This is a genomic window from Duganella rhizosphaerae (genome assembly GCF_040364205.1).
Classification (GTDB): Bacteria; Pseudomonadota; Gammaproteobacteria; order Burkholderiales; family Burkholderiaceae_D; genus Rugamonas; species Rugamonas rhizosphaerae.
In genome coordinates this window covers 79688-94797 of the sequence record NZ_BPWK01000007.1, presented here as the reverse complement: position 1 = coordinate 94797, position 15110 = coordinate 79688, and the positions used below count along the sequence as shown (strand labels likewise).

12 protein-coding genes are annotated in these 15110 nt (G+C 63.7%); 7 read left to right on the top strand and 5 right to left on the bottom strand.

Annotated features, from left to right (window positions below; all coding sequences use genetic code 11):
- Positions 1-13: 13 nt before the first annotated feature.
- The 4 genes from RUGAMON1_RS16490 to RUGAMON1_RS16475 form a co-directional block, all read right to left on the bottom strand.
- Entirely contained in the window at positions 14-1885 is a 1872-nt protein-coding gene (locus tag RUGAMON1_RS16490; protein WP_445231520.1) for an alpha-amylase family protein, read from the bottom strand.
- Positions 1875-4172, bottom strand: a complete 2298-nt coding sequence (locus RUGAMON1_RS16485; protein WP_445231519.1) for a TonB-dependent receptor — start codon at positions 4170-4172, stop codon at positions 1875-1877. Before RUGAMON1_RS16485 ends, RUGAMON1_RS16490 begins: the two co-directional genes overlap by 11 nt.
- 153 nt (positions 4173-4325) lie before the next feature.
- Positions 4326-5372: a LacI family DNA-binding transcriptional regulator gene (locus RUGAMON1_RS16480; RefSeq protein ID WP_445231518.1), complete on the bottom strand. Its 1047-nt coding sequence runs from the start codon at positions 5370-5372 to the stop codon at positions 4326-4328.
- Positions 5373-5375: 3 nt separating this feature from the next.
- The gene (locus RUGAMON1_RS16475) at positions 5376-5984 is read right to left on the bottom strand and encodes a glutathione S-transferase N-terminal domain-containing protein (RefSeq protein ID WP_445231517.1); all 609 of its coding nucleotides are present in this window, start codon (positions 5982-5984) and stop codon (positions 5376-5378) included.
- 107 nt (positions 5985-6091) lie between these two features.
- Here RUGAMON1_RS16475 and purB point away from each other — a divergent pair, with 107 nt between their 5' ends.
- The 6 genes from purB (at position 6092) to RUGAMON1_RS16445 (ending at position 12410) form a co-directional block, all read left to right on the top strand.
- Positions 6092-7468, top strand: coding sequence for an adenylosuccinate lyase (gene purB, locus RUGAMON1_RS16470; protein WP_070272303.1), 1377 nt, complete (start codon positions 6092-6094; stop codon positions 7466-7468).
- A 262-nt stretch (positions 7469-7730) separates the two neighbouring features.
- Positions 7731-8255 carry a cytochrome b gene (locus RUGAMON1_RS16465; protein WP_445231516.1) on the top strand — a complete coding sequence of 175 codons (525 nt, stop codon included), beginning with the start codon at positions 7731-7733 and terminating at the stop codon, positions 8253-8255.
- 24 nt (positions 8256-8279) lie between these two features.
- Positions 8280-8831 carry a YceI family protein gene (locus tag RUGAMON1_RS16460; protein ID WP_445231515.1) on the top strand — a complete coding sequence of 184 codons (552 nt, stop codon included), beginning with the start codon at positions 8280-8282 and terminating at the stop codon, positions 8829-8831.
- Between the two features lie 22 nt (positions 8832-8853).
- Positions 8854-9420 carry a YceI family protein gene (locus tag RUGAMON1_RS16455; RefSeq protein WP_445231514.1) on the top strand — a complete coding sequence of 189 codons (567 nt, stop codon included), beginning with the start codon at positions 8854-8856 and terminating at the stop codon, positions 9418-9420.
- Positions 9421-9585: 165 nt separating this feature from the next.
- Positions 9586-11739 carry a S46 family peptidase gene (locus RUGAMON1_RS16450; RefSeq protein ID WP_445231513.1) on the top strand — a complete coding sequence of 718 codons (2154 nt, stop codon included), beginning with the start codon at positions 9586-9588 and terminating at the stop codon, positions 11737-11739.
- Positions 11740-11843: 104 nt separating this feature from the next.
- Positions 11844-12410, top strand: coding sequence for an NADPH-dependent FMN reductase (locus RUGAMON1_RS16445; RefSeq protein WP_445231512.1), 567 nt, complete (start codon positions 11844-11846; stop codon positions 12408-12410).
- Positions 12411-12421: 11 nt separating this feature from the next.
- Here the strand turns inward: RUGAMON1_RS16445 and RUGAMON1_RS16440 are convergent, their stop codons facing one another.
- Positions 12422-13192 (bottom strand): hypothetical protein, encoded by a 771-nt coding sequence (locus RUGAMON1_RS16440; protein ID WP_445231511.1) that lies wholly within the window; start codon positions 13190-13192, stop codon positions 12422-12424.
- Between the two features lie 207 nt (positions 13193-13399).
- Here RUGAMON1_RS16440 and RUGAMON1_RS16435 point away from each other — a divergent pair, with 207 nt between their 5' ends.
- Complete coding sequence (locus RUGAMON1_RS16435) at positions 13400-15088, top strand: M14 family zinc carboxypeptidase (protein ID WP_445231510.1); 1689 nt, start codon at positions 13400-13402, stop codon at positions 15086-15088.
- Positions 15089-15110: the final 22 nt, after the last annotated feature.

Genomic DNA, 15110 nt, shown 5'->3' with positions numbered 1-15110 from the left:
GGGCGATTCTATATTATTCGCGTTCCAGCCAGTACATCGCATACGGCTCCAGCAGCAGCGTTCCGCCCATCACCTGCTCCGCCACGCAATCGCGCCATGCGCCTTGCAACGCATAGCTTTGCAGCTGGCCGGAGAAATTCATCAGCGTCAGGAAGCGTTCGCCGCGCGCCAGCGCCAGCATGCCGTCCGGCGCATCGGCCAGCAGCGCGCGGGGCGCGTTGGCCGCCAACGCATCGTGCCGGCTGCGTATGCGCACCAGCTTTGCCAGCGCTTGATGCATCGTCCCCGGCACGGTGGATACGTCGTAGCGATGCTTCCAGCGCTGCTGGTCGAACACCGGCCGCTGCAACCAGCGACTGTCCATCGCGTGCTGCGGGCGATCTTGATAGCTGTAGTCGTTCTCCATCGCCAGCTCGTCGCCCATGTACAGCACCGGCAGCGCGCCGAAGCTCAAAGCCAGGCCGTGCAACAGCAGCATGCGGCGCAGCGCCAGCGCGCGCTCCTCGTCGGTGCCGGCCGCCTGCAAGCCGGTCAGCGACGCGGCCATGCCGTTGCTGCCGTGCGCCGCGTTCGGATCGGTGCTCTGGAAGGCGGCGCCGATGGCGTAGCTGCCCTCCGCGCCGCTGAAGAAGCGCGCCACACGCGCCAGCCGCGCCGCGCCGCCGTCGCCGACATCACCGCCGTCGGCCGAGGCCTCGGCGCGCAGCACGTTCCAGCCGATGTCGTCGTGGCAGCGCACGTAGCTGAGCCACGTCGCGGCGGCAGGCAGCGCGGGCGTGTTGCGTATCACTTCGCGCAGCACGCCGGTGCCCTGCTCCGCCAGCGCCACCCAGCCGGCCGCCATCAGGCTGCTGTGATAGGCGATGTGGCACTCGGGCGCTTCCGCGCTGCCCAGGTAGGCCGGCAGTTCGCGCGTCGGCACGATGGCTTCGGCCTTCAGCAGCACGCCCGGCGCGACGATGTCGACGATCGCCCGCAAGGCTTGCAGGATCTGGTGCGCTTCCGGCTGGTTCATGCTGTTGGTGCCCTCGCGCTTCCACAGGAAGGCGGTCGAATCGAGGCGGAACACTTCGATGCCGCGATTGGCCAGGCGCAGCAGCGCGGCGGCCATCTCGGCGAACACCGCCGGGTTGGCGTAGTTCAGGTCCCACTGATACGGGTAGAACGTGGTCCACGCCCAGCCATCGAGCGCCTCGACGAAACTGAAATTGCCCGGCGCGACCTGCGGGAACACCTGACCCAACGTGCGCTCGTAGCGGTCCGGCATGTCTCGGTCGGGGAACACATGGAACATCGCCCGCGCACCGGCGTCACCGGCCTTGGCGGCTTGCGCCCAGGCGTGATCGTCGGCCACGTGGTTCAGGATGAAGTCCGAGCACAGGCTGATGCCGGCGGCGCGCAGCTGCGTCGTCAACGCATCCAGGTCGGCATTGCTGCCCAGCGCAGGATCGACTTCATCGAAACTGGAGACGGCGAAACCGCCGTCGTTCTCGCCTGCGCGCGGACGCAGGAACGGCAGCAGGTGCAGATAGCTGACGCCCAACTCCCGCAGATACGGGATGCGCGCCGCCACGCCGTTCAAATCGCCGCCGAAGTTCTGCACATAGGCGCAGTAACCCAGCATGCGCTGGCTGAGGAACCACTCCGGCTGCGCCGCCCGCTGCGCATCCAGCGTCCGCAACTCCGCCGGCCGCGCCTGGTACAGCACGCCCAGCGATTCCATCAGTTCACCTAGCCACGCATCGAAATCGGCACGTTCGCCATACAGGCCGGCCAGCAGCCGGCGCAGCACCGGCTCCGCTGCCGCCAGCCGCTGCGCAGCCTGCGGCCGCAACTCATCGGAAAGAGTCGCCAGCAGGCGGCCCGACATTACTTTAGAAGGCATAGGACAGACTAACTTTCGCGGCGCGGCCGGAGATGGAGCGGGCGGCATGGCCGTCGCCTTCGACTTCGGTGTAGCCGATCTTGTTGAGCAGGTTGTTCACGCTCAGCGACAAGGTAGCCTTCTCCGTCACGTGATAGTTGACGAAGGCGTTCACCACTTGGTACGCCGGCAGCACGATGGTGTGCGCATCGTCGCCCCACGACTTGCCGGTGCCGATCAAGCTGGCGCCTATCGTGGCCTGGCCGAAGGTGTAGGTCGGCGCGATCTGGTACACCACCTTGGCCTGGCGGCGCGGCGTGTTGCCGATGACCGCCACGTCGCCGGGCGCGGTGCCGGTGATCTTGGCGTCGGTGTAGGTCATGCCGCCGGTGATGCGGAAGTCGTTCAACGCATAGGCGCCTTCCAGCTCCACACCCTTGGCGTCATACTTGTTGGAGGTGCTGCGCTGCGTGGTCGCCTCGTAGTTGCTCTCGTCGGTCTTGGCCTGGAACAGCGTCACAAAGGTGCTGACGCCGCCGCTGCGCCATTTCACGCCGCCCTCGATCTGCTTGACGGTATTGATGTTGATCGGCGCGCTGCCATCCAGCGGCGTGCCGAACAGGATGCGGTCTGCATTGAAGGCCACGCCGTCGCTGACGCGGGCGAACGCCGCCAGGTTGCCGGTGATGCGGTAGTTGCCGCCGACCGAATACGAGTTGTGGTTGATCTTGTAGTCGACCAGCTGCTGCGTGGCCGGATCGTAGCGCAACGCGCCGCCGCTCATGGTGGCGATGTTGGCCGTGCCGCTGGCGCGCTGGCGGTCCTGGCGCACGCTGGCGTCGATGTTCAGCGGACCGGTTTCATAGCCCACGTTCAGGTATGGCGACGTCAGTTTGTATTCCATGTCGACCGCGCGCGAGCAGCAGCCGCCGAAGGCCGGACCGACCAGGCCAGGCGTGGCGCTGGCCGTTTGCAGCAGCGCCGGTTTGTCGCCGCTGGCCTGCATCAGGTACTCGTTGAAGTTCCAGGTCAGCGCCAGCTTCTGCGTCGACAGGTACAGGCCGGCGGTGGTGGTCAGCTTGGAACCGTCGGCCAGCTTGAAGGTCTTGGCCAGCTTGGTGTCGTTGAGCGTATTGCCGGCGTCGTCGATCGAGGTGTTGAACACCACGGCGGAGAAGGCTCGGCCGTTGTAGGCCTTGCCCTTGTTCGGCCCCGTCGCGAACACATAGCTGCCGACCTTGCCGTTATTGCCGGCGAAGACGCCGGTGAAACGTCCGCTGTTGCTGGAAGTGCGGAACTTGTCGCTCAGGTTCCAGCCGTCGCCCAGGTCGAACGAACCTTCCAGGCCGACGGTGTCGCTCTTCACGTGCAGGCCGTCGTTGACGTTGGTCGACACCGGCGTGTTGTTCTTGCCCAGCGTGACATCGCGCACCCAGTACGGCGAGTAGAACGTCACCTTGCGCGGATCGATGCCGGGGATTTCCTGGATCTGCTGGTTCACCACCTGCACCGGCACCGGCAGCACGGTCGGCGACTTGTCGTCGACGTGCTTGAACGACAAACGGATGAAGCCATTGTCCAGGTCATGCGTGATGTTGCCGCGAATCTGGCCGCCGTCCTCTGTGCTCATGCCAGTTTTGCGCACGCCTTCGCCGGTGCGGTAGTTGCCGCCGATGAAGAAGCGCGTCTTGTCCGACAGCGGCGCGCCGTAGTCGAAGTCCAGGCGCGTCTCGTCGTAGCCCAGGCCGTGGCTGATGCCGATATGGCCGCCCTTTTCCTCGCCGGTCTTGGTGATGAAGTTGATGATGCCGCCCGGCGCATTGGTCGCCAGCGTCGAGGCCGAACCGCCGCGCACCACTTCCAGGTGGTCCAGCGTGCCGTCGATCTTGACGTAGCTGTCCGGCGTGATGAAGTTGAAATCGCCCGATTGCAGCACCGGCAGGCCGTCTTCCTGGATCTGCACGTAGCGCGCGCCGCCGGCCGAGATCGGCACGCCGCGCACCGTGATGTTGGCGTTGCCCTCGCCGCCCGACGATTCCGAACGCACGCCGGGCACCGAGCGCAGCACTTCGGCGGCGCTCAGCGGCGCGCCGTTCTTGATGGTCTCGCCTTCCAGGGTACTGATCGACACGCTCGATTTCATTTTGGTGGAACCGCCGGAGGTGCCGGTGACGACCACGCGCTCCATGTTCAGGCCATCGGCCGGCGCGGCCGGTGCGGCTTCCTGCGCCGAAGCGCCGCCCATGTGCAGGACAGCCGTTGCAACAGCGGCAGCGATGCCGCCCAGTTTGAATGTGCGTTGTTCCATTGTCGTCTCCAGATATTGTCGTTTTGATCTGCTGTTTAATTGAGCAGGTACGTCATTATTCATCGGATTTCGATTTTATGCAATCGATTGCATAACGCCGCAAAAATATATTTAACTGCCACACTGGGAAGACTATGCAAACGGTTGCATAAATCAGACAGAACTGTTGCGAACGATCAATTGGGTAGGAATTTGCAACGAACGCGCGGGGCGGCCGTCGATCAGCTCCAGCAGCTGGGACACCAGCGCCCGGCCGGCCTCGCGGATCGGTTGTTGTACGGTGGTCAGCGGCGGATGGAAATAGCCGGCCAGCTCGATATCGTCGTAGCCGACCACGGCGACCTGCCCCGGCACATCGTAGCCATGCTGGCGCAGCGTGTTAATCGAGGTCATGGCCATCAGGTCGCTGCCGGCGAACACGGCGTCGAACGGCACGCCGCGGCGCAGCAGTTCCTGCACCGCCTCCCGGCCGCCCTCCGGCAGGAAGGACACCGACACCTGCAAGGCCGGATCGACCGCCATGCCGGCCTGCTCCAGCGCGCGGCACAGGCCGGCATAACGCTGGCCCACTTCGGGCAGGTTGATATCGCCGAAGAAGGCGATGTGCTTGCGGCCCTGCGCGATCAGATGCTTGCCGGCCAGCTCACCGCCGCTCAGGTTGTCGCCGCCGACGGTGCAGTACAGCTGTTGCGGCAACTGCGCGCCCCACACCACGATCGGCACATGGCGCGCGGCCAGCTGGTTCAGTTGCTCATGATGGCGCCACTGGCCGATCAGGATGATGCCGATCACGCGGCCCGTGTCGAACGGCGCGGCGGCAGCGTCCAGCTCCTCGGCGTCCACCCGAGAGACCAGCATGTCGAAACCCAACTCGGTCAGCGCGTCGGCCAGGCTGCCCAGCATCGACAGGAAGAAGGGATCGGACAAATGCTGGCGCGTGGCCGAGTCGTAGGGGATCACCACGCCGACGGTGCGGTTCTGCTTCATGCGCAGGTTCTGCGCGCCGATGTTGATGGTGTACTTGAGCGAGCGGGCCAGCTCCATGATGCGCACCCGCGTCTCCTCGCTGACCAGCTTGCTGCCGGCCAGCGCGCGCGACACCGTCGACGTCGACACGCCGGCCAGCCGCGCGATGTCGGCCATTTGCAGGCGCCGCTGCTGGGCGGAGCTGTCCGCGTCGGGCGGCGTGGTCTTGGGCATGGCTTATTGCGGCACGGTGTCTTTGAACGACTGGCGCTCGGACAGCTTGTCGTACAGGCGCGCCAGGTTGGGGTAATCGTCGCGCCAGCTGATTTCCGGGAAGCGGAACGACAGCCAGCCCAGCGTGCAGCCCACCGCCACGTCGGCCAGCGAGTAATGGATGCCGGCGCAATAGGCCGACTCGCCCAGCTTTTCCGACAGCGAGGCCAGGCCCAGCTGCACCTTGCGCATCTGGCGCGCCATCCAGTCCTCGCTTTGCAGCTCCGGCGGACGCTGGGTGCGCTCCAGGCGCACGATGATGGCGGCGTCCAGCATGCCGTCGGCCAGCGCTTCCCAGCACTTGACGTCGGCGCGGTCGCGGCCGTTAGGCGGCAGCAGCTTGCAGACCGGCGTCAGCGTATCGAGGTATTCGACCATCACGCGCGAATCGATCATGACGTTGCCGTCTTCCATGACCAGGCTCGGCACTTTGCCCAGCGGGTTCAGCTTGTCGATGGTGGTATCCGGGGCCCACACATTTTCCAGTTCAAACTGGTAATCAAGCTTCTTTTCCGCCAGGACAACACGAACTTTGCGTACATAAGGACTGGCGAGGGAACCGATGAGTTTCATAGAGGCTTAGAGTGAAAGAGCAGGTGCCAGTATAACATCGGAGGGTCGAGGCCCGGCCAATGGTAAAATCTACCTTTGCGCAATTTTAACCCTGCCTCCTTCCCATCATGACCACTACTCCTTACTCCACGCTGTCGGCGCTGTCGCCGCTGGACGGCCGCTACGCCGGTAAAACCGACCTGCTGCGTCCTATCCTGTCCGAATCGGGCTTCATGCACCACCGCGTCAAAGTAGAAATCTCCTGGCTGCAAGCGTTGTCGCTGGCCGGTTTCGCTGAAATCAAACCGTTCTCGGCCGCGGGCACCGCCCTGCTGGACAAGATCGCCAGCGACTTCAGCGAAAAAGACGCCGCCCGCATCAAGGAAATCGAAGCCGTCACCAACCACGACGTCAAGGCCGTGGAGTACTGGCTCAAGGAGCAGGTCAAGGATGTGCCGGAACTGGTGGCCGCGTCGGAGTTCATCCACTTCGCCTGCACCTCGGAAGACATCAACAACACCTCGCACGGCATGATGCTGAAAGCGGCCCGCGACAGCGTCATGCTGCCGTCGCTGACCAAGGTCATCGCCCGCCTGAAGGAAATCGCCATCGACAACGCCGACGTGCCGATGCTGTCGCGCACCCACGGCCAGACCGCCAGCCCGACCACCCTGGGCAAGGAAATGGCCAACGTCGTGGCCCGTCTGCAGCGCGCCATCAAGCGCATCGAGCAGGTCGAAATCCTGGGCAAGATGAACGGCGCGGTCGGCAACTACAACGCCCATCTGTCGGCCTACCCGTCGTTTGACTGGGCCAACTTCTCCAAGGACGTGATCGAGCAGCGCCTGGGCCTGGTGTTCAACCCGTACACCATCCAGATCGAACCGCACGACTACATGGCCGAACTGTTCGACGCCTTCGCCCGCGTCAACACCATCCTGCTGGATCTGAACCGCGACATCTGGAGCTACGTCTCGCTGGGCTACTTCAAGCAGAAGACCAAGGCCGGCGAAATCGGTTCGTCGACCATGCCGCACAAGGTCAACCCGATCGACTTCGAAAACTCGGAAGGCAACCTGGGCCTGGCCAACGCCGTGCTGAAGCACCTGTCCGAAAAACTGCCGGTCTCGCGCATGCAGCGCGACCTGACCGATTCGACCGTGCTGCGCAACATCGGCGTCGGCCTGGGCTACACACTGCTGGCCTACGACAGCTGCCTGCGCGGCCTGAACAAGCTGGAAGTGAACCACGCCCGCCTGGCAGCCGACCTGGACGCCAACTGGGAAGTGCTGGCCGAGCCGGTGCAGACCGTGATGCGCCGCTACGGCATCGAGAACCCGTACGAGCAGCTGAAAGAGCTGACCCGCGGCAAAGGCATCTCGAAAGACGCGCTGCGCGACTTCATCACCGGCCTGGCGATCCCGCAGGAAGCCAAGGACCTGCTGCTGGCCATGACCCCGGCCAACTACATCGGTATCGCGACGGATCTGGCTAAAGCCATCTAAGCAAACCCGCTAAACTGTTTTACACTAGCCCCCGCCGACGTTTGTCCCGGGGGCTTTTTTTTACCCCGCACAGCCAGGCGGGGGCATCTCGCACTGCGAGATGCGGGCGCAGCCCTCCCCGGACCCCGTACGGGGTCCGACCCCTAAGCGGTACGGCAAGCGCATCGCTGACAGCATGCGGGGTTTTACGCCGGCTCAGCAAGCATTTCGTTTCTTTGGTATATTAGTCCTAACACGTACTATTTTTCTGGAGCTCACGCTTATGCAACGCTACACCAAAACGGCCATGCTGCTGCACTGGCTGACCGCCCTGCTGATCATCGCCGCCTTCTTCCTCGGCCTGACCATGGTGGACATCCACGGCATCACGCCCACCAAGCTCAAATACTATTCCTGGCACAAATGGCTGGGCGTGACGGTGCTGGGCGTGGCCGCCATCCGCCTGCTGTGGCGCAAGGCCAATAAACCGCCGCCGCCACTGGCCAGCATTCCGGCCTGGCAGCACAAGGTGGCCGACGGCATGCATTACCTGCTGTACTTTTTCATCTTCGCGGTGCCGATTTCCGGCTACCTGTACACCTATGCGGCCGGCGTGCCGGTGGTGTACCTGGGCCTGTTCCAGCTGCCGGCCATCATCGAGCCGAACGCCGAACTTAAGCCGATCTTAAAAACCGTTCATTATGTTCTGACGATGACGATGGCCGCCGCCGTAGTGGCCCACGCCCTCGCCGCACTCAAGCATCACTTTATCGACCGCGACGCCACGCTGAAACGCATGCTGCCGTAATCCCCCATCCACTGGAGCCAAACAATGAAAACCATGAAAAAACTCGCACTCGTCTCGCTGATGGGTGTCGCCCTGGCCGCCAGCGCCGCCGCCCTGAAAACCGATCCGGCCAAGTCCACCGTGTCGGCCGTGTTCAAGCAGATGAACGTGCCGGTCGAATCCAAGTTCAAGAAATACACCGTCGCCATCGACTACGACGCGGCCAAGCCGGACGCCTCCAAGGCCACGGTCGAAGTGGAAACCGCCAGCCTGGACGTGGGCGACGCCGACATGAACAAGGAAGTGGCGAAGAAGGAATGGTTCAACTCGGCCCAGTTCCCGAAAGCGACCTTCGTGTCGTCGTCGATCAAGAGCGCCGGCGCCGGCAAGCTCACCGTCACCGGCAAGCTGACCATCAAGGGCAAGACCGCCGACATCACCTTCCCGTTGACGGTCAAGGCCGACGGCGGCAAGCAAGTGTTTGAAGGCGCGCTGCCGATCAAACGCCTGGCCTACAACATCGGCGAAGGCGAATGGAAAGACACCGGCATGGTCGCCGATGAAGTGACCATCAAGTTCCACGTCGTCGCCCAATAATTTTCACCCCGGAGACCGTTAGATGAAATTGCAAATCCTGATCGCCACCCTGCTGGCCGCCTCGGCCACGTCCGCCATCGCCGCCACCTACAACATCGACCCGACGCACACCTACCCGAGCTTCGAGGCCGACCACATGGGCCTGTCGGTCTGGCGCGGCAAGTTCGACAAGACCAGCGGCACCGTGACCCTGGACCGCGCCGCCAAGACCGGCGCGCTGGACGTCGCCATCGCGGCCGACTCGATCGACTTCGGCATGGACAAGATGAACAGCCACGCCAAGACGGCCGACATGTTCAACGTCGAAAAATTCCCGACCATCACCTACAAGAGCAAATCGTTCAAGTTCGAAGGGGACAAGCTGGTCGGCGTCGAAGGCGAGCTGACCCTGCTGGGCGTGACCAAGCCGGTGGCGCTGAAGGTGGACAAGTTCAACTGCATCATGCACCCGCGCTACAAGCGTGAAGTCTGCGGCGCCAACGCCGTGGCCGAGTTCAAGCGCACCGATTTCGGCCTGAACTACGGCACTCCGGCCTTCGCGCCGGAAGTCAAACTGGCGATCCAGATCGAAGCCATCAAAGCCGACTAAGCAAGTTAAGTTGCAAACCCGCCGGGGTCAGATCTGACATTCGGACACGAACTCTTCTGTAGCAGCCGCTACGGCAGAGCTCGTGTCCGAATGTCAGACCTGACCCCGGTTTTTCGTTATACTGCCGCCGTTGTTCCCTTTACCACCACTTCAACAACGACAAACATGCATAAATCTCTGATCGCGCTCGCCATCCTGAGCACCGCAGCCCACGCCGATGAAGGCATGTGGATGCCGCAACAGCTGCCACAAGTAGCCAAGCAACTGAAAGCCGCCGGCCTGAAACTGGACCCCGCCAACCTGACCAAACTGACCGAGTTCCCGATGGGCGCCATCGTCAGCCTGGGCGGTTGCTCGGCCTCGTTCGTCTCGCCGCAAGGCCTGGTCGCCACCAACCACCACTGCGTCTACGGCAGCGTGGCGCACAACTCCACGCCGGAACGCGACCTGCTGGCCAATGGCTTCCTGGCCCATAACTTCGGCGAAGAGCTGCCGGCCGCCCCAGGCAGCCGCATCTTCGTGACCAAAGCCGTCACCGACGTCAGCAAGCAAGTGATCACCGCCGATGTCGCCAAACTGAGCGGCAAGAAGCGCAGCGACGCGATCGAGAAGAACCAGAAATCCATCCAGGCCGAGTGCGAAAAAGACGAAGGCCACCGCTGCACCGTCTCGTCCTACTACGGCGGCCTCGAGTACTACCTGATCAAGCAACTGGAAATCCGCGACGTGCGCCTGGTGCACGCGCCACCGGCCGGCGTCGGCAAGTTCGGCGGCGATACCGACAACTGGATGTGGCCGCGCCACACCGGCGACTACGGCTTCTACCGCGCCTACGTCAGCAAGGACGGCAAGGCCGCCGACTTCAGCAAGGACAACGTCCCCTACGTTCCGCAGCACTACCTGAAGCTGGCCAAGGAAGGCGTCAAGGAAGGCGACTTCATCATGGTGCTGGGCTACCCGGGCCGCACCAACCGCCACCGCCTGCCGTCGGAAGTGGCTTACACCTTCGACTGGAGCTACCCAAGCTTCGTCAAGACCTCGGCGGAAAACCTGGCGATCATCGCCGACACCACCAAGGACAACAAGGACACCGCGCTGAAATACGCGTCGCAAGTGGCCAGCATCAACAACTACTACAAGAACCGCCAGGGCATGCTGGACTCCTACGCCGGCAGCGACATGCTCCAGCGTAAAACCGCCGAGCACGAAGCGCTGAAGACCTGGATCAACGCCAACCCGGCCCGCAAGGCCGAATACGCCGGCGACATCGAACTGGTGGAAAAGCTGATCGCCCAGCGCGACGCCGAAACCAAGCGCGACTACTTCCTGTCCTCGTCCAAGCCGCGCCTGCTGAACACCGCGCGCACCTTGTACCGCCTGGCCAACGAGAACACCAAGCCCGACGCCGAACGCAAGTCCGGCTTCCAGGTGCGTGACGTGCCGCGCATTCAATCGTCGGTGGCAGCCCTGGTGCGCAACTACGATGAAAAAGTCGACAAGGCATTGGTGATCAACAGCCTGTCGAAATACGCGGCCCTGCCGGCGGCCCAGCGCAACGCCGACTTCGACGCCGTCATCGGCATCAAGGACGGCATGAGCAAGGCCGACCTGCAAGCCGTGCTGGACACGATGTACGCCGGCAGCAAGCTGGGCGACGCCGCCGAGCGCACCAGCTGGATCGGCAAGACGCCGGCGGAGTTCAAGGCCAGCAACGACGCCTTCATCAAGGCAGCCGTGGCCATGTACGAGTCGGACATGAAGGAAGAAGCGCAAGACGAAGAACTGGGCGGCAAGCTGCAACAAGCCTATGCCAACTACATGAAGGCCAAGATCGCCTTCATGCACAGCAAGGGCCAGGCGGTCTACCCCGACGCCAACAGCACCCTGCGCGTGACCTTCGGCCAGATCGCCGGTCGCGACCACGGCGCCGACGGCACCACCTGGAAGGCCTTCACCACCGTCGAAGGCGTGGCCGCCAAAGCCACCGGCGAAGGCGAGTTCAACGCGCCGAAAGCCCAGCTGGCCGCGATCAAGGCCAAGGACTTCGGCAAGTACCTCGATCCGAAACTGAAGTCGGTGCCGGTCGCCTACCTGGCCACGCTGGACATCACCGGCGGCAACTCCGGCTCGGCCGCGCTGAACGCCAAGGGCGAGTGGATCGGCCTGGCCTTCGATGGCACGCTCGACTCCATCATCTCGGACTGGGACTTCAACAAGGCCAACACCCGCGACATCCAGGTCGACCTGCGCTACATCCTGTGGAACATGAAACACGTCGACCACGCCGACAACCTGCTGAAGGAAATGAAGGCCGAATAAGCCTTCCGCTCCTCACCAAGGAAACCACGCCCCGGCAACGCGGCGTGGTTTTTTTCATGGATCGGTTACATTAAGGTTTCCCTCAACCGTCTTCAGGAGATGTTATGGCCGCGAAAAAAGTCGCCGTAGTGATCGGCAGTCTGCGCAAGGATTCGCTCAACCGCAAGTTCGCCCACGAATTGATCGCGCTGGCGCCGCCCTCGTTGCAACTGGAGATCGTCGAGATCGGCGAACTGCCGCTGTACAACCAGGACCTGGAGGAAAACGGCGCCACCGCGCCGCAAACCTGGACCCATTTCCGCCAGCGCATGCAGGCGGCGCAAGCCGTGCTATTCGTCACGCCGGAATACAACCGCTCGGTGCCGGCGCCGCTGAAGAACGCCATCGACGTCGGCTCGCGTCCCTACGGCAGCAGCATCTGGAGCGGCAAGCCGGCCGCAATCGTCAGCGTGTCGCCGGGCGCGACAGGCGGCTTCGGCTCCAACCACCACCTGCGCCAATCGATGGTGTTCCTCGACATGCCGCTGTTGCAGCAGCCGGAAGCCTATATCGGCGGCGCCGCCAAGCTGCTGAACGACAACGGCAAGTTGAACAACGACAGCACCAGGGAATTCCTGCAAAAGTTCATGACCGCCTTCGCCGCCTGGGTCGACACCAACGTCAAGCAGTGATCAACGCATGATCAACGCTTGAGCGCCTTGAACGCCTGCCCGGCCTCGGTCAGCACGGCCGGCTTGGCTGCGCCAGCGGCCGGCCGTGCCGCGCGTTGCAGCGCCAGCAGCAGCGGCGCGTTGTGGTCCGGCAGCAGCGCCAGGTCGGCGCCCGGCAGGCGTTGCGCCAGCGCGCCCGCCTCGTCCGCCGCCAGGTGTTCGCAACTGACGTACAGCCGGTAAGAGACCCAGCTATTGCCCACCTCCAGCATGAATCCCGCCACGTTCGCCGTGCCGGGCTGGCCGGGCAGCGCCGTGACGCGCAGCCGCGTCTTGCCCTTGCGCAGATGCAGCGTATCCCAGGTCTGCATCGGATAAAACTGCGGCGCGTCGGCCTGCATAGTCGGCAACTGCGTCGCCGCGGACACCGGCGCGGCGGACTCCGGCGCCGCCACGATCACCGGCAACTTGCCCAGCGACGCCAACGGCGCCACCCCGCCATAGCGGCCGCTGCCGGCGGGCGTCACCAGCAGTAGGTCGGCCGCCGGCCACTGCCGCACCGCTTCCGCGCTGTAGGCATCCGCGTCGGCGCCCGCCGTCAGTATGCTCAGCCCCTGGAAATGGATCAGCGCCAGCCCCTTGCCGGCCAGCCGCACCCGCCCCGCCGCAGTGGGCGGCAACGGCGCCGCAGCAGTTTCCAGTTCGATCACATAACGCGGCCCGATCTGCGCCAGCCCCACCCTGCAGCCCAGCGCCAGCAAGGCCATCACGATCACCGCGCGCAAACCGTACCTGTTGCCCATCGCTCTCTCCTGGCCTTGTCCGTGTTCTCCAGTAGAGCACCACCGCTGCAAAGTTTTCTTGAAGCAACGCAAAACCTGCGCCCGGCTAGCCCGGCGCCGCTCAAAAATCGGGCACGAATGATACAATTCCGCCCTCGGCAGCGTGTCGCAGTGCTTATCCAGCGCGACGCGCCCTCCCCCTCAACTCCCTCTGAGATCCAGACTGCCATGCACCCAGAAATGCCCACGCCTTACGAAAAAGGCAATCAAAACCAGACCACCTTGTGGAGCGAATGCATCGCCTTCTACCAGGAGCTGGCGCAACGCTTCCCGCAAGTACTGCGTTTTGAACAGATCGGCACGTCCGACGGCGGCATCCCGGTGCATGCGGGCGTAGTCAGCGCGGACGGCGTGTTCGACCGCAACCAGATCAAGGCCGAAGGCCGCACCGTCTTCTTCAACAACAACGGCATCCACCCCGGCGAACCCGAAGGCGTGGACGCCTGCATGGCCATCGTGCGCGACCTGTGCTTCGACCCGGCCCGCCTCGCCGCGCTGGGCAAGACCGTGCTGCTGTTCGTCCCGCTGTACAACGTCGACGGCGCGCTCAACCGCGCCAACACCTCGCGCGTCAACCAGGACGGCCCGGAGCAGTTCGGCTTCCGCGGCAACAGCCGCCACCTGGACCTGAACCGCGACTTCATCAAGTGCGACACGCTCAACGCGCAGCTGTTCAACCAGCTGATCGCCAGCTGGGACCCGGACGTGATGGTCGACACCCACACCTCCAACGGCGCCGACTATCCGTACACGATGACCTTGATCCACACCCAGGCGGACAAGCTGGGCTACGGCCTCGGCCCCTTCCTGCGCGAGACCATGCTGCCGCACATCTACGCGCAGATGGAAGCGAAAGGCTGGCCGACCTGCCCGTACGTCAATCCGGTGCAGGACACGCCGGACGACGGCATCGCCGAATTCCTCGAAGTGCCGCGCTTCTCGACCGGCTTCGCGGCGCTGCACCACGTGATCGGCTTCATGCCGGAGACGCACATGCTCAAGCCCTTCAAGGACCGCTACGATTCGATGCGCGCGCTGCTGGACGTGACGATGGCCTTCACCGTCACCCACGGCGAGCAAATCCGCAAGCTGCGCGCCGAAGCGCGCGAGCAGGCCGCCAGCGCCAAGGAATGGACCGTCAGCTGGAAAATGGATGAAGCCCATCCATCGACCTTCCGCTTCAAGGGCTACGCGGCCAAGCGCAGCCCCAGCCTGCTGGGCGACTACACGCGCCTGTCCTACGATCGCAGCCAGCCGTGGGAAAAGGACATCGCCTACTACAACAGCTTCGTGCCGTCGGTCACCGTGCGTGCACCGAAAGGCTATGTGATCCCGCAAGCGTGGCGCGAAGTCATCGAGCGCCTGCAATGGAACGGCGTGGAAATGGCGCGCTTCGACGAAGCCTCCACCATCGAGGCGCAGTATTACCACATCGCCGCCGTCACCTCGCGCCCGCACGCCTACGAAGGCCATATGTACCACGACGTGGTGGAACTGGAAGCGCGCACCGGCAGCTTTACCGTGCAGCCGGGCGACTACTTCATCCCGCTCAAGCAGGCCAACGCCCGCTACGCCGTCGAAACGCTGGAACCGCAAGGCCACGACTCCTTCTTCCGCTGGGGTTTCTTCAACAGCGTGCTGGAGAAAAAAGAAGCGTTCTCCGACTACGTGTTCGAAGACCTGGCGATGGAAATGCTGGAAACCGAACCTGAACTGAAAGCGAAATTCGAACAGTGGAAGGCCGCCAATCCGGCGCTGCTGACCAGCCAGGACAAGGTCCTGGGCTTCATCTTCGAACACGGCAAACGCCACGCAGAGCCGGAATGGCGCCGTTACCCGGTGCTGTCCGTCCTCTAAGTCCCCGCAAGTAACAACTAGC